General features: G+C 69.6%; 19 protein-coding genes. 8 read left to right on the forward strand and 11 right to left on the reverse strand.

Translation table 11 applies throughout. The features are described from left to right. Positions 1-275: 275 nt before the first annotated feature. The 5 genes from IE97_RS0108050 (at position 276) to IE97_RS0108070 (ending at position 4,112) form a co-directional block, all read left to right on the forward strand. On the forward strand, positions 276-950 hold the full coding sequence (locus IE97_RS0108050; RefSeq protein WP_030233763.1) for an ankyrin repeat domain-containing protein: 675 nt from the start codon (positions 276-278) through the stop codon (positions 948-950). Between the two features lie 135 nt (positions 951-1,085). Then, complete coding sequence (locus IE97_RS0108055; protein ID WP_234310442.1) at positions 1,086-1,436, forward strand: hypothetical protein; 351 nt, start codon at positions 1,086-1,088, stop codon at positions 1,434-1,436. A 5-nt stretch (positions 1,437-1,441) separates the two neighbouring features. Beyond that, on the forward strand, positions 1,442-2,743 hold the full coding sequence (locus IE97_RS0108060; protein WP_158708256.1) for a hypothetical protein: 1,302 nt from the start codon (positions 1,442-1,444) through the stop codon (positions 2,741-2,743). 32 nt (positions 2,744-2,775) lie between these two features. After that, positions 2,776-3,480, forward strand: coding sequence for a hypothetical protein (locus IE97_RS0108065; protein WP_030233775.1), 705 nt, complete (start codon positions 2,776-2,778; stop codon positions 3,478-3,480). A gap of 14 nt (positions 3,481-3,494) precedes the next feature. Further along, entirely contained in the window at positions 3,495-4,112 is a 618-nt protein-coding gene (locus tag IE97_RS0108070) for a hypothetical protein (protein WP_051704876.1), read from the forward strand. Positions 4,113-4,198: 86 nt separating this feature from the next. Here IE97_RS0108070 and glmS read toward each other — a convergent pair whose 3' ends face one another. From glmS to IE97_RS0108085, 3 genes are all read right to left on the reverse strand, one after another. Then, complete coding sequence (gene glmS, locus IE97_RS0108075) at positions 4,199-6,046, reverse strand: glutamine--fructose-6-phosphate transaminase (isomerizing) (RefSeq protein ID WP_030233783.1); 1,848 nt, start codon at positions 6,044-6,046, stop codon at positions 4,199-4,201. A 121-nt stretch (positions 6,047-6,167) separates the two neighbouring features. Beyond that, the gene (locus IE97_RS0108080) at positions 6,168-6,977 is read right to left on the reverse strand and encodes an ABC transporter permease (protein WP_030233787.1); all 810 of its coding nucleotides are present in this window, start codon (positions 6,975-6,977) and stop codon (positions 6,168-6,170) included. Next, positions 6,974-7,981: a daunorubicin resistance protein DrrA family ABC transporter ATP-binding protein gene (locus IE97_RS0108085; protein WP_030233792.1), complete on the reverse strand. Its 1,008-nt coding sequence runs from the start codon at positions 7,979-7,981 to the stop codon at positions 6,974-6,976. Before IE97_RS0108085 ends, IE97_RS0108080 begins: the two co-directional genes overlap by 4 nt. Before the next feature lie 194 nt (positions 7,982-8,175). On the opposite strand from IE97_RS0108085, the gene coaA reads away from it, so the two are divergent. After that, a complete protein-coding gene (gene coaA, locus IE97_RS0108090) occupies positions 8,176-9,144 on the forward strand; it encodes a type I pantothenate kinase (protein WP_030233794.1) in 969 nt (322 codons plus the stop codon). Positions 9,145-9,175: 31 nt separating this feature from the next. Continuing rightward, positions 9,176-10,114, forward strand: a complete 939-nt coding sequence (locus tag IE97_RS0108095) for a DUF389 domain-containing protein (RefSeq protein WP_030233798.1) — start codon at positions 9,176-9,178, stop codon at positions 10,112-10,114. A gap of 80 nt (positions 10,115-10,194) precedes the next feature. On the opposite strand, the gene glmM is transcribed toward IE97_RS0108095, so the two are convergent. The 4 genes from glmM to IE97_RS0108115 all read right to left on the reverse strand — a co-directional run bounded on the left by glmM (position 10,195) and on the right by IE97_RS0108115 (position 13,282). Further along, positions 10,195-11,553: a phosphoglucosamine mutase gene (gene glmM / locus IE97_RS0108100; protein WP_030233803.1), complete on the reverse strand. Its 1,359-nt coding sequence runs from the start codon at positions 11,551-11,553 to the stop codon at positions 10,195-10,197. Positions 11,554-11,716: 163 nt separating this feature from the next. Continuing rightward, a complete protein-coding gene (gene rpsI / locus IE97_RS0108105; protein ID WP_030233807.1) occupies positions 11,717-12,229 on the reverse strand; it encodes a 30S ribosomal protein S9 in 513 nt (170 codons plus the stop codon). A gap of 42 nt (positions 12,230-12,271) precedes the next feature. Continuing rightward, positions 12,272-12,715 (reverse strand): 50S ribosomal protein L13, encoded by a 444-nt coding sequence (gene rplM / locus IE97_RS0108110; RefSeq protein ID WP_030233811.1) that lies wholly within the window; start codon positions 12,713-12,715, stop codon positions 12,272-12,274. A 225-nt stretch (positions 12,716-12,940) separates the two neighbouring features. Then, the gene (locus tag IE97_RS0108115) at positions 12,941-13,282 is read right to left on the reverse strand and encodes a hypothetical protein (protein WP_030233814.1); all 342 of its coding nucleotides are present in this window, start codon (positions 13,280-13,282) and stop codon (positions 12,941-12,943) included. Between the two features lie 74 nt (positions 13,283-13,356). Between IE97_RS0108115 and IE97_RS0108120 the strand changes: the two genes are divergently transcribed. Continuing rightward, positions 13,357-14,229: a hypothetical protein gene (locus tag IE97_RS0108120; RefSeq protein WP_030233818.1), complete on the forward strand. Its 873-nt coding sequence runs from the start codon at positions 13,357-13,359 to the stop codon at positions 14,227-14,229. A 43-nt stretch (positions 14,230-14,272) separates the two neighbouring features. Here IE97_RS0108120 and IE97_RS0108125 read toward each other — a convergent pair whose 3' ends face one another. From IE97_RS0108125 to IE97_RS0108140, 4 genes are all read right to left on the reverse strand, one after another. Then, the gene (locus IE97_RS0108125) at positions 14,273-15,370 is read right to left on the reverse strand and encodes an NlpC/P60 family protein (RefSeq protein WP_030233821.1); all 1,098 of its coding nucleotides are present in this window, start codon (positions 15,368-15,370) and stop codon (positions 14,273-14,275) included. Positions 15,371-15,411: 41 nt separating this feature from the next. Next, complete coding sequence (locus IE97_RS0108130; protein WP_020276280.1) at positions 15,412-15,894, reverse strand: poly-gamma-glutamate biosynthesis protein PgsC/CapC; 483 nt, start codon at positions 15,892-15,894, stop codon at positions 15,412-15,414. An 87-nt stretch (positions 15,895-15,981) separates the two neighbouring features. Further along, entirely contained in the window at positions 15,982-17,493 is a 1,512-nt protein-coding gene (gene pgsB, locus IE97_RS0108135; RefSeq protein WP_030233828.1) for a poly-gamma-glutamate synthase PgsB, read from the reverse strand. A 7-nt stretch (positions 17,494-17,500) separates the two neighbouring features. Continuing rightward, on the reverse strand, positions 17,501-19,747 hold the full coding sequence (locus IE97_RS0108140) for a HAMP domain-containing protein (protein ID WP_030233832.1): 2,247 nt from the start codon (positions 19,745-19,747) through the stop codon (positions 17,501-17,503). Positions 19,748-19,932 lie beyond the last annotated feature (185 nt).

Genomic DNA, 19,932 nt, shown 5'->3' on the forward strand with positions numbered 1-19,932 from the left:
ATGCGATTCCTCCCAGGGCTGAAGCCCTGGGGTTCCTCGCAAGTGCTGCTGAACGGACATGACCGGCCCGGGGCGCTGTCACAGGCCCGGGGCACGGGGCGTTGCACAACCCCGCCGAAGGACCACAAGATCACCAGAACGTGCTCGCGCCGCGAAACACGGCCGGGTGGGAAGACTTCAGGAGGAGCGGAGTGAACAAGGCCGAGGAGTTCGAGGAGCTGCGGCCCTGCTGTTCTTCGGCGCAGCCGAGTCACCATCTTTGGACAGCACTTAGCATGATCGACATGGACTGGGACGGCATCACCGACCGGGAGCGCTACGGGGACTGGTACCGGAAGGACCGGGACCGGTTTTCGGACCGGGCCCGGGATGCCGACTGGGACGGCCTGTTCGGGGAGCTGGGGAAGAACCCCCGGTGGATCAACCTCGCCCGGCCCGGGAACCGCAGCGGATTCGCCCCGCTGCACCAAGCGGCCTGGCACGGCGCCGGCATCGCGATCGTCTCCCGGCTGATCGCGCACGGTGCCTGGCGCACGCAGCGCGCCCGGGACGGACGGCGCCCCGTGGACATCGCCAGGGAGCGGGGGCACACGCATCTGCTGGAACTCCTGGAACCGGTCGCGGTGCGGCAGCTTCCCTCCCCGTCCGATGCGCTGGAGCACCACTTCCACGCGCTGCTGCGAGAGCGCACCGGCAGCTGCTTCGACGAGATCGAGCACCTGCTGCCACCGCTGTCCCCACTGACGGAGGGCCTGGACGTGCGGATCTTCTTCCGGGTGGTCGGCATGATGGGCGGCTTCCACTACCGCCTCCACGAGGACATCGTGCACGTGCACGGCAGCTCCCGGATGGACGGCGACAACGGGGACTTCTACCGCGTGACCCCCGACGGCTGGACCAAGCTCCCGTACAGCCCCAGACCGCCGAACCCCTGGTGCTTCTCGTGCTGACGCCCTTCACGCAACGGCCGGTTGGCACCACATGCCGACGACCCGTCAAGCCGGCCCGTGCGGGTTCTGTGCCGCCCGGCGGTGTGCTTGCCGTTCCATGAAATGATCGGCCCGTTCGACTGACAGTTGTCGCCGGTGTCGTTGCCGATGCGCCCGTCGATGCGCGAACGGGAGGCCCGTGTGGGAGACCACTTCAAGACCGATATTGATCAGCTCGCCACTTTCACCAGGGACCTCAAGGGAGCCAACGACTGCCTTGAGCGGGTGCGGACCGCGCTGCAGCATGTGCGGACCGACCAGATCGGAACGCCGGAGCTGGACGAGGCGTGCGATGAGTTCCAGGAGCGGTGGAAGTACGGCAACGAGCAGATCAAGGAGCGCATCGACAAGCTCACCGAAGGTCTCCAGCAGAACACGGACAACTACCGCGAAGTGGAGACGTCCCTGGAGGAGAGCTTCAAACGCGCCGCGGCCGCGGGGAAGTGATGACGGTGGCACAGAATCCGTATGTGCACCTCGGGTGGAACCCGGTGCCGGGGCAGCCGGGCGAAGTCGCGAAGCTCCGTACCCAGCTCGCCAATTCGGCGAACGCGTTGCAGACGGCGTACGAGAAGATCGACAAGCTGCTCGGCGAGTCCAGCTTCTGGGAGGGTGACGCCGCCGTCGGCTTCCGGGAGGCCCTCGACGGTGACCTGCCGAAGTACATGAAGGATGCCCACACGTCGCTGACCCAGGCCGCCGGTCACCTGGGCACATGGCACGACGGGCTGACCAGCCGCAGGGAGCTGGCGCACAAGTACGACGCCGAGGCGGCCGACCACAAGGGTGACCTGAAGACCGCCAACTCCCGGCACGAGGCGGCACAGAAGGACCCCGACCTGAAGCTCGCGGGCCGGACGTTCACCGAAGGCCCCGAACTGGAGGCCGCTCAGGCTCGCCTCAACGCGGCCAACGACCGGCTCAGCGATGCCGTGACCGCCGTCAACAACGCCCAGGGCGCCCTGGATGCCGTGATGCGCAAGGCGCGCGAACTGGAGGGGACGCACGAGGCGGAGGCGCGGGCCCTCGCGACGGCGCTGAAGGATTCGACGAAGAACCTGGCACCGGAGGAACCGGGGTGGCTGAGCAAAGCGCTCAGCTGGATCGGGGACAACCTCACCAACATCCTCAGTGTGCTGGCGGCGGTCGCGGGACTACTGGCGCTGCTGTGCACGGGGCCGTTCGGTATCGCGATGCTGCTGGCGGCCGGTGCCCTGAGTCTGGCCACGATGGCGTCCAGACTCTCCGACCCCAAGGTGCGGGAGTCGCTCAAGGACGGGGTCACGAAAGGTGAGTTCGATGCGGACTTCTGGGAGAACTCGGTGGGGCTCGCCGGTGATTTCCTGGGGGCGGTGCCCGGTCTAGGGGCCGTGTCGCGCGGGCTCAACGGCGCCATTCGGTCGACGATCAACGCATCCGAAGCGGTGAGTGCGGGGCAGTTCCTGGGCAGGTTCGCCGACGACACCGTCACGGCCGCGAACAGGATCACGACCGCGGGTTCCTACAACCCGGTCGGAAACTGGGTGGCGCAAGCAGCGGGAGGCAGCCAGGCGGTCAGAGTGGGCATGGACTATGTCTCGCCGGTCGCGGGTGTTCTCACCTCGAGCTACGGCCTTGCTGCCGAGAACATCGACGCGCTGGACAGCGACGCCGGCAAGAACACCGCGACCGGGGTCGACGCGGCCCGCGCGGGCCTGTTCGACGGCCCTGCGGCCTTCTCCATCGTGCGCAACACTGCGGCGGCGCTGCGATGACACAGGAAGCCTCAGAGTCTCCGATCCGTCTGGTGATCGACGACACGGCCAGAGACCCGAGCTCGAAGATCTGGTACGCACTGCCGGCCGGGTTCTTCGGCGTTCCGATCGACGTCCTCGACCCCGAACCGGGCTCGGAGCAGGCAGCGCACCTCGAACAGGCACTGGCGCTGGTCCTGGACCTCGTGCCCGACGATCAGCGTGACCAGTACACCGGCACACTGCGGGACGTTCGGTTCATGGCTGCCCAGATGCGGAACGAAGGCGTCATCGCCTGCTCCCTCGGTATGCACTACGCGGACGACGGGTCGTCTGCGTCGTCCGTGTTCACGGTGGCGCTCAGAGACATCGAGTGGGCCCCGGCCAAGATCACGGCGGTTCGCGCGGTCTCCCTGCGTGAATGTGCTGAGAACGTGGGGCTCTTGACGCTGCCGGGCGGCCGTCCGGCGTCGGTCTCCGACACCGTGATCACCATGCCCGCCCTTGCAGGAGTGCCAAGCCAGGACGTCTACCAGTGCAATCTGTACATCCCGGCCCCCTCAGGCACGCAGTTGGGCGTTCTGACGCTGAGCAGTACGGCCGTGGACTCCCGGAAGCACTACCGCGACATGATGGAAGGCATCGCGCACACGGTGTCCTTCCACGATCCGCTGCCGGAGATCGAGCGCGCCGTGCGCAACGAGGCAGCGGACGGTACCAACAGCATCGCGGACGACATCGCCTCCGACTTCGGATGACCCGGGATGTGTGAATGACCTTGAACTTCGACACACACGGCTTCCACGGCCCTGCCGCGTGGGACACACCGGGCACCCGACGTGCCTTCCGTCGCCGGACGGTGCGTCACCTGGCCAAGTCGCTCGGCTGGGTGGCGCTGTGGTGGGGGGCGTTGTTCTTGACCCTCCTGCTGCCCGTGGAAGCGTCGGTTCCCATGGCTTTGGTCCTTCTTGTGATCGGGGTCTTGGCGGTGGTAGCCCTCGGCCGGCTCGCATTGGGGTGGCGAATGCGGCGCATCCTCACCGTCTATCCCTGGCGTCAGCAGTCCGGTGCTGTCCGGGTCACCAAGGGCAAGGATGCGGTCTTCGTGCTGCCCGACCCTGACAACCCGGAGAAATCGGTGTCGCTGAAGGTGTCTGCCGGGCTCTTCCGGGCCTGGAGCCACGAGGCCCTCAAGGAGTACGACGAGGAACTCTGGTATGCGGGTGATCCGCGGTTCGCCTGCGTGGTTTCCAAGCCTCCTGGCCCGAGTGACCTTGGCTACCTTGCCCAGCCAACCGCCTATAACCCCCGCACCTCCCCCCGCCGCAAAGGCCTCAGCCCCGAGGCCCGCCGCCGCGCCCGGGCCATCGGTGCGCGCGTCGCCGACTGACGTGACGAGACTCCGGAACTGCGCCAACAGGTAGTCACCAGCCGCACAGGGGGGCGAACGACTGTCGCCGTTCGCCCCTCTTCCCGCTACTCCACCGTCACCGACTTCGCCAGGTTCCGAGGCTGATCCACCTCGTTGCCCCGGGCCGTGGCCAGCTCGCACGCGAACACCTGCAACGGCACGCTCGCCACCATCGGCTGAAGCAGCGTCGGAGTGACCGGGATGCGGATCAGGTGGTCGGCGTACGGAACCACCGCCTCGTCACCCTCCTCCGCGATCACGATGGTCCGCGCACCCCGCGCCCGGATCTCCTGGATGTTGGACACGATCTTGTCGTGCAGCACGGACCGCCCTCGCGGCGACGGCACCACGACGACCACGGGAAGGTCCTCCTCGATCAGGGCGATCGGCCCGTGCTTCAACTCCCCCGCGGCGAACCCCTCGGCGTGCATGTAGGCCAGCTCCTTGAGCTTCAGCGCGCCCTCGAGGGCCACCGGATAGCCGACGTGCCGCCCCAGGAACAGCACCGTGTTCTTGGCGGCGAGTGAACGGGCCAGCTCCCGCACCGGCTCCATGGTGCCGAGGACCTGCTCCACCGCACCGGCGATCGAGGACAGGTCGCGGACCACCGCCCCGATCTCGTCGCCCCACTTGGTGCCCCGGACCTGCCCCAGGTACAGGGCGACCAGGTAACACGCCACGAGCTGCGTCAGGAACGCCTTGGTGGACGCGACGGCCACCTCCGGCCCGGCGTGCGTGTACAGCACCGCGTCCGACTCGCGCGGGATCGTCGAGCCGTTGGTGTTGCAGATGGCCAGGACCTTGGAGCCCTGCTCACGGGCATGGCGGAGCGCCATGAGCGTGTCCATGGTCTCGCCGGACTGCGAGATCGCGATCACCAGGGTCTGCGCGTCCAGGATCGGGTCCCGGTAGCGGAACTCACTGGCCAGTTCCACCTCGCACGGGATGCGTGTCCAGTGCTCGATGGCGTACTTGGCGATCATCCCGGCGTGGAAGGCCGTACCGCAGGCGACGATGACGACCTTGTCGACCTCCCGCAGCACCCCCGGAGGGATCCGCACCTCGTCCAGGGTCAGCGAACCGGAGCCGTCGATCCGGCCCAGCAGCGTGTCGGCGACCGCCTTGGGCTGCTCGGCGATCTCCTTGAGCATGAAGTAGTCGTAGCCGCCCTTCTCGGCGGCCGACGCGTCCCAGTCGACGTGGTAGGAACGGACGTCGGCCGGGCGGCCGTCGAATCCGGTCACCACCACGCCGTCCCGGCGCAGCTCCACGACCTGGTCCTGCCCGAGCTCGATCGCCGACCGTGTGTGTTCGATGAACGCGGCGACGTCCGAGGCGAGGAAGGCCTCGCCGTCGCCGACGCCGACCACCAGCGGCGAGTTCCGCCGGGCGCCCACCACCACGTCGGGTTCGTCGGCGTGTACGGCGACCAGGGTGAACGCGCCCTCCAGCCGCCGGCACACCAGCCGCATCGCTTCGGCGAGGTCGGCGCACGAGGAGAACTCCTCGGCGAGCAGATGCGCCACGACCTCGGTGTCCGTCTCGGAGGCCAGCTCGTGGCCGCGCTCCTCCAACTCGGCCCGCAGCAGGGCGAAGTTCTCGATGATGCCGTTGTGGACGACGGCGACCCGGCCCGCGTTGTCGAGGTGCGGGTGGGCGTTGGCGTCCGTCGGTCCGCCGTGCGTGGCCCACCGGGTGTGTCCGATGCCCGTCGTGCCGGTCGGCAGCGGCCGGCCGTCCAGTTCCTTCTCCAGGTTGAGGAGTTTCCCGGCCTTCTTCGCCGTCGCCAGGCCGCCGTCGGCCAGCACGGCGACACCCGCCGAGTCGTAGCCCCGGTACTCCAGCCGCTTCAGCCCGGCCATCACGACCTCGAGCGCCGACTGCGGCCCCACGTATCCCACGATTCCGCACATGAGGCGCAAGCCTACGGGCCGACCCCGCACCGAAAGCCCTTCCGCGTGCCCGAAATCGGAAATTCCCACCGGGGAACGAACACGGTTCAGGGCACGGGGCGGTTGTGCCCCCCGGCGTGACTCACACCTTCGCCCGGTAAGCCCGCATGGCGAGGGGGTAGAACACCACCGCGATCCCCGCCGCCCAGACCAACGACCACATCACCGGCTCCGCGACCGCCCCACCCAGCAGCAGCCCCCGGAACGCGTCGGACAGATGGGTGACCGGATTGACGTCGCTCCACGCCTGGAGCCAGCCCGGCATGGTGTCGACCACGACGAACGCGCTGCTGGTGAAGGTGATCGGGAAGATGAGTGTGAAGGCGAACGCCTGCACCTTCTCCGCGTCGCCGGCCAGCATCCCGATCAGGACCGCGCACCAGGACACGGCCGCCGCGAACACCACCACCAGCAGCACACCGAGCAGGAACCCACCGAACCCACCGGTGACGCGGAAGCCGAGGGCCAGTCCTAGGCCGATCATCAGCAGCATCGCCCACACGTGCTTCGCGAGGTCGGCGGTGATGCGTCCGATCAGCGGGGCGGAGCGGGCGATCGGCAGGCTGCGCAGCCGGTCGAAGACGCCCTTGGTGAGGTCGGTGTTGAGCGCCATCGCCGTGTACATCGTCATGAAGAGGGTGTTCTGCACGATGATCCCGGGCAGCGCGTACCTCAGGTACGCGTCGGGCGATCCGGCCATCTGCCCGCCCAGCACATAGGTGAACAGGAACACGAACATGATCGGCGTGATGCTGTAGTCGACCAGTTCCAGCGGGTTGTGCTTGACGGCGACCAGGCTCCGCCAGGCCATCGTGAAGGTCTGCCGCAGCCCGGCGAGGGGCGGCACCCGGCCCGAGCCCGTGACCGGCGCGGTGATCGTGGTGGCGGTCATGACCGGCTCACCGCCTTCTCCAGCTCGTCGTCGCCCCGGACGGCCGAGCCGCCGTCCTCCTCCGGCTCGCCCGGCTCGGCACGGTGGCCGGTCAGGGCGAGGAAGACCTCGTCGAGCGAGGAACGGCGCAGGGCCAGCTCGCCCACCGCGATCCCCTCCCGGTCCAGCGCACGCACCACGGCCGGCATCAGCTCGGGGTCCTTCACCGGCGCGGTGATCATCTCGCCCTCGATCCGGGCCTCGGGGCCGGCGGCCCCGGCCACCAGCGCGTGCGCCCGCGCGAGGTCCTGCCCGAGGATCGGCCGGAGTTCCAGCACCTGCCCGCCGACCTGGGCCTTCAGCCGGTCCGGTGTGCCCTCGGCGATCACCCGGCCCTTGTCGATCACCACGATGTCGTCGGCCAGTACGTCGGCCTCGTTCAGGTACTGCGTGGTCAGCAGGGCGGTCGCACCGTCCGCGACCAGGCCGCGGAGCAGGTCCCACAGCTCACCGCGGCTGTGTGGATCGAGGCCGGTGGTCGGCTCGTCGAGGAAGAGGATGCTGGGCCGGCCGACCAGGCTGGCCGCGAGGTCCAGGCGCCGGCGCATGCCTCCCGAGAAGGTCTTGGCGGCCCGCCCGGCCGCCTGGGTCAGCTGGAACCGCTCCAGCAGCTCACCCGCCCGCGCCTTCGCCTCCCGCCTCGGCAGGCCCAGCAGCCGGCCGATGAGCAGCAGGTTCTCCGTGCCGGTCAGGTTCTCGTCGACCGCCGCGTACTGGCCGGTCAGCCCGACCATGGCCCGCACCACTCCGGCATCCCGGACCACGTCGTGCCCGGCCACGTGGGCTCTGCCCCGGTCGGGCCGGAGCAGCGTCGCGAAGATCCGCACGGCGGTCGTCTTCCCCGCGCCGTTGGGACCCAGCAGTCCGAGCACCGTGCCCTTGCGGGCCCCTAGGTCGACACCGGCCAGCGCCTCGGTCCCCTTGAACCGTTTGACCAGGCCTTCCGCCTCTATTGCATACGTCATGGGTCACCCCTCGGCGTTCGTGAACCCCGGGCTGGGTCCACTTCTCCCACAACTGTGACGCACACCACTGACATTCCTCCCCTTGCTCACCTTTCTCCCGAATGGGAGATGCCGGCGACCCTGCGTGACGGATCCCACCTCACGGTCCGTTCGTGCGCCCGTAACAATGGACTGTGATCTCTCCGGTCTCCTCGATGCCCCGGAGCGCCCACCGGCAGCGGCCGGAGGCGACTCCCTACGTCGACCTCACCCGTGCCGAGTGGAGCGCGCTGCGCGACAAGACGCCGCTGCCGCTGACGGCCGAGGAGGTCGAGAAGCTGCGCGGCCTCGGCGACGTCATCGACCTCGACGAGGTGCGGGACATCTACCTCCCGCTGTCCAGACTTCTCAACCTCTACGTCGGCGCCACGGACGGCCTGAGAGGTGCGCTCAACACCTTTCTGGGCGAGCAGGGCTCCCAGTCCGGCACCCCGTTCGTCATAGGGGTCGCCGGCTCGGTCGCCGTGGGGAAGTCGACGGTCGCCCGCCTCCTCCAGGCCCTCCTCTCGCGCTGGCCGGAACACCCGCGCGTCGAGCTGGTCACCACCGACGGCTTCCTGCTGCCCACCAAGGAGCTCCAGGCCCGCGGCCTGATGTCGCGGAAAGGGTTCCCCGAGTCCTACGACCGCCGTGCGCTGACCCGCTTCGTCGCCGACATCAAGGCCGGCAAGGACGAGGTGACGGCGCCCGTCTACTCCCACCTGATCTACGACATCGTCCCGGACAAGAGGCTCACCGTCCGCCGCCCCGACATCCTGATCGTCGAGGGCCTGAACGTCCTCCAGCCCGCTCTGCCCGGCAAGGACGGCCGCACCCGGGTCGGCCTCGCCGACTACTTCGACTTCAGCGTGTACGTCGACGCCCGCGTCGAGGACATCGAGCGCTGGTACCTCGACCGCTTCCGCAAGCTGCGCGCGACCGCCTTCCAGAACCCGTCCTCGTACTTCCGCAAGTACACGCAGGTCTCCGAGGCGGAGGCCCTGGACTACGCCCGGACGATGTGGCGCACGATCAACCGGCCCAACCTGGTGGAGAACATCGCCCCGACCCGCGGCCGGGCCACCCTCGTCCTGCGCAAGGGCCCGGACCACACCGTGCAGCGGCTCAGCCTGCGCAAGCTGTGACGCGTGGGGAAAAGCGGGTTAGATGGTCGCCATGCTTCATCTGCGCCTGATCACGCCGTCCGAAATGACCGGCGAGGTGGTGCGGTTGGTCGAGAGAACGGTCGGCACAGCCCACCTCGTCGTGCTGCCGGACGCCGCCCGCGACCCCGCCGGGGACGTGGTGATGTGCGACGTGGCGCGGGAGGCCGGCGACGAACTGCTCGCCGGCCTGCGGGAGCTGGGCATCGACACCAGCGGTTCCATCGCCGTCGAGTCCATCGATCTGTCGCTGTCCGAGCGGGCCGACAAGGCCGAGGCCGACGCCCCGGGCGAGGCCGCGGACGCGGTCCTGTGGGAGCACCTGGGCGACGCGACGCACGAGGAGTCGACCCTCTCGATCACCTATCTCGCGTTCATCACGCTCGCCACGATGATCGCGGCCTGCGGTGTGGTCCTGGACAACGCGATCCTGATCGTGGGCGCCATGGCGGTGGGCCCCGAGTTCGGTCCCCTGGCCGGCGTCTGCACGGCGATCGTGCAGCACCGCCCGCGCCTGGCCGTGCGTTCGATGATCGCCCTGCTCGTCGGCTTCGCGGTGGCCATGGCCGTGACGGTCGGCTTCAGCCTCTTCATGGACTCCGTCGACCTGTTCAGCGAGCAACGGCTCAGGGCGGACCGCCCCAACACGGGCTTCATCTACGCCCCGGACTGGTTCTCCTTCGTCGTGGCGGTCCTGGCCGGCACCGCCGGCATGCTCTCCCTGACCTCGTCCAAGTCGGGTGCCCTGGTCGGCGTGGCCATCTCGGTCACCACGGTCCCGGCCGCCGCGAACGCGGCCGTGGCCCTGAGCTACGGCGACACGAAGCAGACCTGGGGATCGACGGAGCAGCTCCTGCTGAACCTGCTGGGCATCATCATCGCGGGCACCCTGACCCTACTGACCCAGAAGTGGCTCTGGACCGCACAACGCCGGCGGAACGGCAAGCCTTGAGGGGCGCGGGGAACTGCGCGACCAGCCCCGACGGACGGTCAGCCCGCAACGAACCGCAGCCCCCACCCCCTCCCCGCTCCTCAGCCCAGCGCGGACTTCACGGCGTCGGCAAGCCGCCCCGCGACAGACCGAGCCTGCTCGATGTCAGCGGCCTCCACCATCACCCGAACCAGCGGCTCGGTCCCGGAGGGACGCAACAGCACCCGCCCCGTCGCCCCGAGCTCCCGCTCCGCGTCGGCGACCGCCGAAGCCAGCTCCGCGGACGTCCCCACCCGGGACCTGTCCACGTCCGGCACGTTGATCAGCACCTGCGGCAGCCGCTCCATGACGGCCGCCAGCTCCCGCAACGACCGCCCGCTCCCGGCGACGCGAGCCGCCAGCATCAGCCCGGTCAGCGTCCCGTCACCCGTCGTCGCATGGTCGAGAATGATCACGTGCCCGGACTGCTCGCCCCCGAGCGCGAACCCGTGCTCCTTCATCTCCTCCAGCACGTACCGGTCACCCACGGCCGTCTGCACGAGCCGGATGCCCTCACGTTCCATGGCGAGCTTGAAGCCGAGGTTGGACATCACCGTGGCCACGACCGTCTCGGACCGCAGCGCGGAGCGTTCCCGCATCGCCAGGGCGAGAACGGCGAGGATCTGGTCCCCGTCCACCTCCTCGCCGGTGTGGTCCACGGCGAGGCACCGGTCGGCGTCCCCGTCGTGCGCGATGCCCAGGTCGGCCCCGTGCTCGACGACGGCGGCCTTGATCTTGTCCAGGTGCGTGGACCCGCACCCGTCGTTGATGTTGAGCCCGTCCGGCTCGGCACCGATCGTGACGACCTCGGCCCCGGCCCGCTGGAACGCCTCCGGCGAGACCCGGGCGGCGGCGCCGTGCGCCTCGTCCAGGACGATCTTCAGCCCGTCGAGCCGGTTCGGCAGGGCACCCAGCAGATGCTCGGCGTAGCGGTCGAAGCCCTCCTCGTACTCCCGCACGCGGCCCACCCCGGCCCCGGTCGGCCGGTCCCACGGGGCGCCGGTGCGGTGCTCCTCGTAGACGGACTCGATCCGGTCCTCCAGCTCGTCGGCGAGCTTGTGCCCGCCGCGGGCGAAGAACTTGATGCCGTTGTCGGGCATGGCGTTGTGGCTCGCGGAGAGCATCACACCGAGGTCGGCACCGAGCGATCCGGTCAGGTACGCCACCGCGGGCGTCGGCAGCACACCGACCCGCAGGACGTCCACACCGGCGCTGGCCAGGCCCGCGACCACGGCGGCCTCGAGGAACTCCCCGGACGCGCGCGGGTCACGCCCGACGACCGCGGTCGGCCGGTGCCCCTCGAAGGTGCCCGCCTCGGCCAGCACGTGCGCCGCGGCCACGGAGAGGCCCAGCGCCATCTCCGCCGTCAGGTCCGCGTTGGCGACACCGCGCACTCCGTCCGTGCCGAAGAGTCGTCCCACTGTGGTGTCCTCCGAATTGCTGAAGAGAGTGCGGCTCACTCCCCAAGTACCCCCTGACACTGTCCGGGGGCGGTAGGGGTTGTGTAAACGAACCGCCCCGGCAGCACAGTCCGTGCCGCCGGGGCGATCGTTGCGAAGCCAGTCGCAAGGACGGGCGACGCGTTTAGCGCTTGCTGTACTGCGGGGCCTTGCGGGCCTTCTTCAGACCGGCCTTCTTGCGCTCGACCGCACGGTCGTCGCGCTTGAGGAAGCCGGCCTTCTTCAGCGGGCCGCGGTTGTTGTCGACGTCCGCCTCGTTCAGCGCGCGGGCGACACCGAGACGGAGCGCACCGGCCTGGCCGGAGACACCGCCACCGGCGATGCGGGCGACGACGTCGTAGCGGCCCTCGAGCTCGAGAACCTTGAACGGCTCGTTCACTTCCTGCTGGTGCACCTTGTTCGGGAAGTAGTCCTCGAGGGTGCGACCGTTGATCTTCCACTTGCCGGTGCCCGGGATGATCCGGACACGGGCGATGGCGTTCTTGCGACGGCCCAGGCCGGCGGCCGGCTGGGGCTCGCCGAAACGCGAACCGAGCGACTCGGAGGTGTACTCACCCTCCACCGGAACGTCGGACTCGGTGGTGTAGCTGTCGATGTCAAGCTCTTCGAGCGGCTGCTCGGCAGTGGTCTCGGCCACGATTCTCCTCAGATTCTCTTCAGTCTTAGGGGGTGGCCGGACTTACTGCGCGACCTGGGTGATCTCGTACGGCTGCGGCTGCTGCGCGCCGTGCGGGTGCTGGTCACCCTTGTAGACCTTCAGCTTCGAGAGCATCTGACGGCCCAGGGAGTTCTTCGGGAGCATGCCCTTGACGGCCTTCTCGATGGCCTTCTCCGGGTTCTTGTCCAGCAGCTCGTCGTAACGGACGGAGCGCAGACCACCCGGGTAGCCGGAGTGGCGGTAGGCCATCTTCTGGATCCGCTTGTTGCCGGAGAGGTGCACCTTGTCGGCGTTGATGATGATGACGAAGTCACCAGCGTCGACGTGCGGCGCGTAGATCGGCTTGTGCTTGCCCCGCAGAAGGGTGGCCGCGGTGGAGGCGAGACGGCCCAGGACGACGTCCTGAGCGTCAATGACGTGCCACTGGCGCGTCACATCGCCGGGCTTGGGGCTGTACGTACGCACGGTTCGTAGCCTTCGCTTCGAGTGAATGGTCCATAACAGGTCACCGAAACGATCACGACAGCCTAGACCGCACGGCGGCGACGCATACCGCGTACGTGGGGTCGCTGGTCATCGGCCCGGTGGACCGGTGTAAGGGCCCGTCCCGTGAGAATGAGCAAGCCAATACACAACGAACAAGCAGAATACCGGGGCTCACGACAAGGGTCAAAACGCGGGTCGCCGGGATCACCGCCGACGACCGGCCACGGACCCGCACAGGCCGGCACACAGCGTGACGGCCCTCCGCAGCGTCCGCCGCCGCACGGGCCGTACGTACGGAAACACCGACGAGAGCAGCACGTCGCAGACCACCCCGGCGCACAACCTGAGCACGGACCGGGCGCCGCGCGGACGGCGGTACACCCGCAGCGCCCCGGCGGCGACAGCGACAGCGACCGAGGGCCATGACCACAGGCCCACCAGCAGTCCCACGACCACCAGCACCCGCGCCGCCGTGAACCCCACCCGCAGACACCGGCTCACGAGTCGCCCCAACCACCCGGAGATGTCGCCTTTGCCCGTCCGCATGGGAGGAACGCTAGGGCTTCCGGAGCCCTTCCAGTCGGACCAGCACACCCCATGTCCCGTCTAAGATGCGCCCCATGAGCTTTGGGCAGGGGGGACCTCAGTCCCAGTGGGACCCTTGGAAACCGCAGTCGCAGCAGCCCTGGAACAGCGGGGGCGGCCAGTCCCCGGACTGGGCGGCGCTCGCCGAGGCGTCCGAGACCCGCAATAAACGACGTCGGTTGCTGCTGGTCGGCGGTGGCGCGTTCGCCACCGTCGCGATCGGGACCGCCGTCGCTGTGGCCGTGGTCTCGGCGGGCGGTGACAACCAGGCGAACAGCCCGACCTCCCAGTCGCCCTCGGCCGACATCCCGAGCCAGACCGCCTCGGCACCGTCGTTCGCCCCGACCAGCGCTCCTCCGCCGCTGGACCCGAAGGACTTCGTCGCCAGCGCGAAGAAGGACACGGCTCCGCTCAGTCCGGACACCCTCTTCCCCGGCACCCAGCTGACCATGGGCGAGACGGTCTACAAGAAGGGCCCGACCGCTGACACGAGGAACTGCGCCTCGGCGTCCGGGGGCACCCTTTCCAAGATCCTCACCGCGAACGACTGCACCCGTCTGATCCGCGTCACCTACTCCAAGGACGGCATCGCGGTGACGGTCGGTGTGGCGGTGTTCGACACCGAGGCCCAGGCCGCCAAGGCCAAGGGCGAGACCAACAAGAAGAGCTTCGTGAAGTCGCTCTCCGGCGGCGGCGTGAAGCCCTTCTGCGAGTCCGGGGTCTGCCGCACCACCAGCAACTCCTACGGCCGCTACGCCTACTTCACCAACGCCGGCTTCACCAGCGGCAAGAACGTGACGGACAACGACACCGCCGTGTTCACCACGGGCGACAACCTGAACCTGTTCACGTTCCGCCAGATCCACCGCCGCGGCCAGGCCCAGGCCTCGGCCGCGGCCGGCGGGTGACCGGCCGCGGCCACGCGGCCGGTCATGCCCGCGGCGCGCCCGGTCAGAGCCTCTTGGCGCTGCGCAGCGTCTTGGCGTAGTAGCCGTTGCCGTCCAGCCGGGAGACTCCGCCGACGTCACCGATGGTCGGCCCGTTGACCTCCTCACGGCTGGAGACGAAGAGCAGGTGGCCCTCGGTGTCGTAGCCGAGCACCATGCCGACGTGGTCAAGGCGCTGCTTCGTCCGGGTGTCGAGCTTGAAGAAGACGAGGTCACCGGGCTGGAGCTGGTCGATGCCGGTGGGCCGGTCCTTGGCCGAGATGCCGGTGAGCGGCAGGATGTCGGCCCCCCGGTCGGAGCGGGCCATGCCGTTGGCGGTGCGCGGCAGGCCGTCGCCCGAGGCGTCCGAGGACATGAGCGGGTAGCGGGCGCGGTAGCCGAACACCATCCGCATGTATCCCGAGCAGTCGATCGACCGGGCGCGGATCGTCTCCGGCTGCCCGATCACGCCGTCCCGGAAGGGGTACGGGACGCCGAGGTAGTCGTAGAAGTCGGACTGCTCCAGGCGCAGGTCCCCGCCCTCCTCCCCGTTCGCGTTGAGGGGACCGAAGTTGGCGTCACCGGCGTAGACGGTGCCCTGCTGGTCCTTCTTCTGCTTGGCGCCCGCCACGTACTGGAAGGCGATGGCCAGGAGGTCGTCCTCCTTGCTGGTCTCGTATTCGGCGTACCAGTCCTTGAACCACTTCTGCTGGTCGGCGCCCTTCTTCCAGGGCTCGGGCATGAGGCGCACCCAGTCGGTCGTGGAGACCTTGGAGCTCGTCGACGAGGGTTCGGCGAAGGTGCGGGCCGGCCCGGTCAGGGTCGCGGTGCGGGCCCCGTCCGTGAACACCGCCCTGACCTGGCCGTCGGACCCGCGCAGCACGGAGCGGGCCGGGTTCTCCAGCCGGGACCAGCTCTCGCCGCCCTTGTCCCGGGCCTTGCCCATGGCCTTGCTCGCGCCGCCGGCCCGGTCCGAGCCGTCCAGCACGCCGACGTTCGTGATCTCCGGGACGCCCGCCTCCTCCTGCTTGCGGAGCTCCACCGTGAGGTAGCCGGAGGTGGCGACGAGCGCCAGCACCACGAGGCCGGAGAGGACCGGCCGCGATTTCTTCTTCCCTGCCATGAGTTCTCTCCTGGTGTGTCGGTCTGGCGGGTCGCCGGTTCTCAGACGGTGGGCATGATGCCGAGCAGCAGTCCGGCGGCGACGACGATGTAGGCCATGAGCGAGACGGTGCCGGTCGCCAGCAGCGTCGCCCCCTTGGGCTGGCGGACCATCTGGTACGCGATCAGACCGGGCACGATGAAGCCGAGGGTCTGGTTGCCGTAGAGCAGCGGGAACTCGATCGAGAGCACGATCATCACGGTGGCCTGGAGCAGCACGCCCAGCAGGACCACCGCGGCGAACAGCCGCTTGCCGTAGAGGATCACCAGCCGCTGCATGACCTTGGTGCCCGCGTAGGTGAGGGCGGTGACGCCGACCACCATGGCCGCCCGCTGGAGGTCCTCGATGAGGGTCAGGGCGAGCCAGCCGGGCGTGATCATGCCGCCGGGCGACAGGTTGGTGGTCAGGTAGCACAGCAACGAGAAGAACAGGCCGATGGCGATGCCGAGGGCGGCCATCTCGGGGGTCAGGGCGGCGGTGGTCAACGGGGTCTCCGGGCACGGGTGCGGGTCGTGGTGCGGGGCGGTCGGTTCAGGCGTGCGGGCGCTGGGTGCGGTCCCCGCCCGCGGAGGTCAGTGGCGCGGATGCTGCCCACCGCCGTCGGCCGCCGGATACGGATGGCCGCCGCCCGCGTCGTCGCCGTACGGCCAGGTCTCCTGGGCCGGGGCGGCGTACTGGCCCTGCCCCTGGCCGTACTGGCCCTGGTGCTGAGCGGCGTGCTGCTGGGCCCACGACGGCTGGCGCTGCTGGGCCGGGATGCGGACCACCGGGATCTCCTGGGTCTGCGTGGCCTGGTAGCGCTCCTCGTAGGCCACGGGGTACGAGGCGTACGGGTCCAGGCGGGACGGCTGGGGCGGCGGCACCGGGCCGTCCGAGCTCCGGTCCGCTTCCGCGGGCGCGGAGTCGTCCGCCGGGAGTTCGGCCAGGTACTCGAGGAGTTCCTCGCCCTGGCCGTGGATGTTGCCGATGGCGACGAGGGAGGAGTCGGCCGCCATGCGCTCCAGCAGGGCCGGCATGAACTCGTCGGCCGACCGCCGCTCACCACCGAGGTCGACGGCGCGGTCGCGCCACTCGGCCGGGATGGCGTCGATGGCGCTCTTGGCGGGGTGACCGATGACGAACACGTTGTCCGGCTCGAGGTCGGGGATGATCTCGCCCATCTGCCCGTTGCGCTCCACGCGGTCGGGCCGGCAGTTGATCACGACGTTCAGCGGCCGGTGGATCGCTCCGAGGTCGAGCAGCTGGTTGATGTTCATCAGCGTCGACTCGGGGTCGTTGGCCGCGAAGACGTTGGCGAAGGCGAGCTTCTTGCCCTCGGGCGTCACATAACGCTCGACGGACAGCACGCCCGGGTCCGGCGGGGCGTCGTACATGCCCTGCAGGGCGACCCGCCGTTCGACGCCGAGCAGTTCGGCCACGACGAGGGCGATCGCGACGTTCTCCTTGAAGGTGAACCAGCTGAAGCCGCGCAGCTCCTCGTCGGTGACGGTCTCCGGGTCGGCGTAGATCAGCTTGCAGTTACGGGCGTCGGCCTCTTCCTGGAGGATGTGGAAGCGCTCCTTCTCGGCGGTGACGCAGATGCCGTCCTCCGGCATGGAGCGGCACAGCGAGCGCGCCACGTCGTCGAGGGTGGGGCCCATCTCGGCGAGGTGGTCCTCGCGGACGTTGCACAGCACGCCGATCGTGGAGCGGATCAGCTTGCTCTGGTTCACCTCCTGCAGGGCCGGCATGACGGCCATGCACTCGATGACGAGGGCGTCGGGCCGGTAGGTGGCGGCCCGGCGCACGATGCCGATCTGCTCCACCACGTTGGCGATGCCGAACTTGCGGTAGACCGGCTCCTCGGTGGCGTCGGGGTGGATGAACCGGGCCGCCGTTCCCGTGGTCTTCGCCACGGTGACCAGGTCGCCGCCGCGCAGCGCCCCGGCGCACAGCCGGGTGATGGAGGACTTGCCGCGGATGCCGTTGACGAGCACACGCGACGGGATGCTGTGCAGGCTGGCGTAGTGCCGGCGCTGTTCCACGATCCCCGCCACGAGCAGCAGCACACTGCCGGTGAGCAGGACGAAGTACAGATAGAGCACGGCTGGGTCACCTTCCCCGAACGCCGGCTTCCGGCTCAGCGAGCCGGCGCGCCTGGGTCTGCTTACGGGCCTGGAGTTGCTGACGCAGCAGTTCGAGGCTGCGTACGACGGCGCCCACCTCGTCCTGGTAGCGCGGATAGAGCACGGACTTGAGGTCGCCGTCGGCCAGCTTCTCCGCACTGGCCGCGAGGGCCCGCATCGGCCGGGCCACGACCAGGAACACCCAGCCGAGGCAGACGACGATCAGGGCGAGACCGAGCAGCCCGGCCAGGACGCTGCGGTCCTCACGCTGGTACGGGGTGATCTGGAAGTCCTTGGCGTTCTGCCAGCTGACCACGGTCCAGCCGATGTCGGCCGCCACACCGCCGCCGGAGAACGGGGCCGCCGCGGCGACGGTGACGCCGCGTCCCTCGCGGATCAGCAGGCCGTTCTCGACGGGACCGGCGCCGACGTGGACGCTGCCGGCCCGGACGAGGTCGGCGAGCGCGTCGCGCGGCAGCTCCTCGAAGGCCAGGAAGCCGTCGCCTGCGGCGATCGTCTCCGCCTCGGAGTTGACCACGCGCACCTCGCCGAGCCCGGGCCGCTTCAGCAGCGAGTTGAGGAACTCGATCCTGACCTCGCCGACGACGGTCTCTCCCTTGCTGTCCGGAACAGGAGCCCCGACCTGGACGACCGGCTTCTTGTCGCCCTTGCCGGACACCCGCACGAGCGGGAGGTCCTCGTCGTCGCTCCAGTCGGAGTTCGGCTCCTCACCCGCCCGGGCCACGACCTCTCCGTCCTCGGAGAGGACGTACAGGGTCTGGTAGCGGGTGTGCTCGCGCAGGGCCGTCTCGAGCACCTTGGCGGTGGCGTCGGCGTCGTCCGGGGCGATCAGCCGGGACGTGGAGACCAGGTCCGCCTGCGCCTCGTTGAGCGCCCGCCGCACCCGGTCGGCGACCAGGTCGGTGCGGTCACGCTGGTCGTTGACCATGCTGGCCGGGATGCTGACCGAGTCGTCCGTGCGGTTCAGCAGGAGACCGACGGGCAGGCACCACAGCAGCAGCAGTACGGCGGTCAGCGCCAGCGGCCCGCGTACCCCGAACCGTCCCTTGACGCGCTGACGCCCGCCGGGATCACCGGTCGTGCCGCCCAGCTGCGTGCGCAGCCTCTCCAGGGCGGAGCCGACCCGCGCGGCCTCGCCCCAGCGGGGCACGTACACCGGGCGGGTGAGGTCGCCGCGGGCCAGTCGGCGGGACTCCAGGAAGAGCCGCAGCAGCGGCCGCTGCACGGTCGCCCACAGCACGGCGGCGGCGAGCAGTCCGAGCACCACCAGGGCTCCGGCCGCCAGCAGCCCGTACAGTTCCCGGCTGGGAGCGGCGGCGTGCTGCTGGACCACGGGCAGCAGGGCGACGACGGTGAGCCCGAGCCCGGCGCCGACGCTCTTCTTCTCCTCGGGGTCCGAGGAGGCGAGGGAGGCGTACCCGGCTGTGGCGGTACGGCCGTTGTAGCTCTCGCCGAGCAGGGTTCCGCTGACACCGGGATAGCCGCGTGAGCCTGGTTCCCTGGCGCTGACCGGGTCCTGCTCGGTCTCCACGGCCGCCCGGGCGGACAGCTCGCTCATCTGCTTCTGGAGCCAGGACAGTTCCTTGCGGCCCTGGTCCGAGTTGAGCGCCTCGGACTGCTCGAAGCCGGCGGTGGCGAGGATCTCCCCGCCGGTGGCGACGACGGCCATGGTGCGGAACTGGCCCAGGTTGATGGCGGGCACGGACAGGCTGTTGGACGCGATCAGCAGCTGCTGCGGCCCCTCCTCGGGGTCGATGACCGCCATGGTCATCAGGCGCACGTCACCGGTCTTCAGCCGCACCATGCGGGGCTTGAGGGCCTTGTCCCCGGTGAGGACCTCCTTGTCCAGCCAGGCGAGAGGAATCGTTTCCCCCCTGGCGGCCAGCACCTTGCCGCTGTCCAGGTCCAGGATGGTGGTACCCGTCCACTTCTGGTACGTCTTCCCCAGGTCGGACAGGACGGCCTCGGGCTCCACCGGTGAGCCGGCGTTCAGCGCGGCGGCCGTGCGGTTCAGGTCGGTGACCCGCTCGTCGATCGAGGCCCGCAGCGCGATGGCGCCGTCCTCCGCGAAGTGCTGCTGGGAGGATTGCACGGCCTCCGGCACGACCTGCTCGCCGGCGGGGCCGAGCACCTTGGCGGTGAGGCCCGCCAGGGCGAGCACCAGCACGCAGAGCAGTGCGATCGGGGGACGGATGCCGCCCAGGAGCGGCATGTCCGCTCGTCTGCGGCTGCGCCGCCGCCCGCCCTTCACGGGGCGTGCGGCACGAGTTGATGTCACCGGTGGTCTCCTCCGACCGCTACGGGTGACGGCGTCTGCCGATCACACCGCCTGGACGCGGGGGCATGACAAGCCGTCAGTAATGAGACTTCTGAGGAGCGCCGAGGTTGCTTCTCTCG

The sequence above is a fragment of the Streptomyces sp. NRRL S-455 genome, from assembly GCF_000717875.1.
GTDB lineage: Bacteria > Actinomycetota > Actinomycetes > Streptomycetales > Streptomycetaceae > Streptomyces.

What these genes read in the sequence shown, in the direction of transcription:
- IE97_RS0108125 (WP_030233821.1), bottom strand. Translation starts at nt 15,370, where the DNA reads ATGGCAGGGAAGAAGAAATCGCGGCCGGTCCTCTCCGGCCTCGTGGTG.
- IE97_RS0108050 (WP_030233763.1), top strand. Translation starts at nt 276, where the DNA reads ATGATCGACATGGACTGGGACGGCATCACCGACCGGGAGCGCTACGGG.
- IE97_RS0108095 (WP_030233798.1), top strand. Translation starts at nt 9,176, where the DNA reads ATGCTTCATCTGCGCCTGATCACGCCGTCCGAAATGACCGGCGAGGTG.
- coaA (WP_030233794.1), top strand. Translation starts at nt 8,176, where the DNA reads ATGCCCCGGAGCGCCCACCGGCAGCGGCCGGAGGCGACTCCCTACGTC.
- IE97_RS0108115 (WP_030233814.1), bottom strand. Translation starts at nt 13,282, where the DNA reads ATGCGGACGGGCAAAGGCGACATCTCCGGGTGGTTGGGGCGACTCGTG.
- glmS (WP_030233783.1), bottom strand. Translation starts at nt 6,046, where the DNA reads ATGTGCGGAATCGTGGGATACGTGGGGCCGCAGTCGGCGCTCGAGGTC.
- IE97_RS0108140 (WP_030233832.1), bottom strand. Translation starts at nt 19,747, where the DNA reads ATGCCGCTCCTGGGCGGCATCCGTCCCCCGATCGCACTGCTCTGCGTG.
- IE97_RS0108120 (WP_030233818.1), top strand. Translation starts at nt 13,357, where the DNA reads ATGAGCTTTGGGCAGGGGGGACCTCAGTCCCAGTGGGACCCTTGGAAA.
- IE97_RS0108070 (WP_051704876.1), top strand. Translation starts at nt 3,495, where the DNA reads ATGACCTTGAACTTCGACACACACGGCTTCCACGGCCCTGCCGCGTGG.
- IE97_RS0108080 (WP_030233787.1), bottom strand. Translation starts at nt 6,977, where the DNA reads ATGACCGCCACCACGATCACCGCGCCGGTCACGGGCTCGGGCCGGGTG.
- IE97_RS0108085 (WP_030233792.1), bottom strand. Translation starts at nt 7,981, where the DNA reads ATGACGTATGCAATAGAGGCGGAAGGCCTGGTCAAACGGTTCAAGGGG.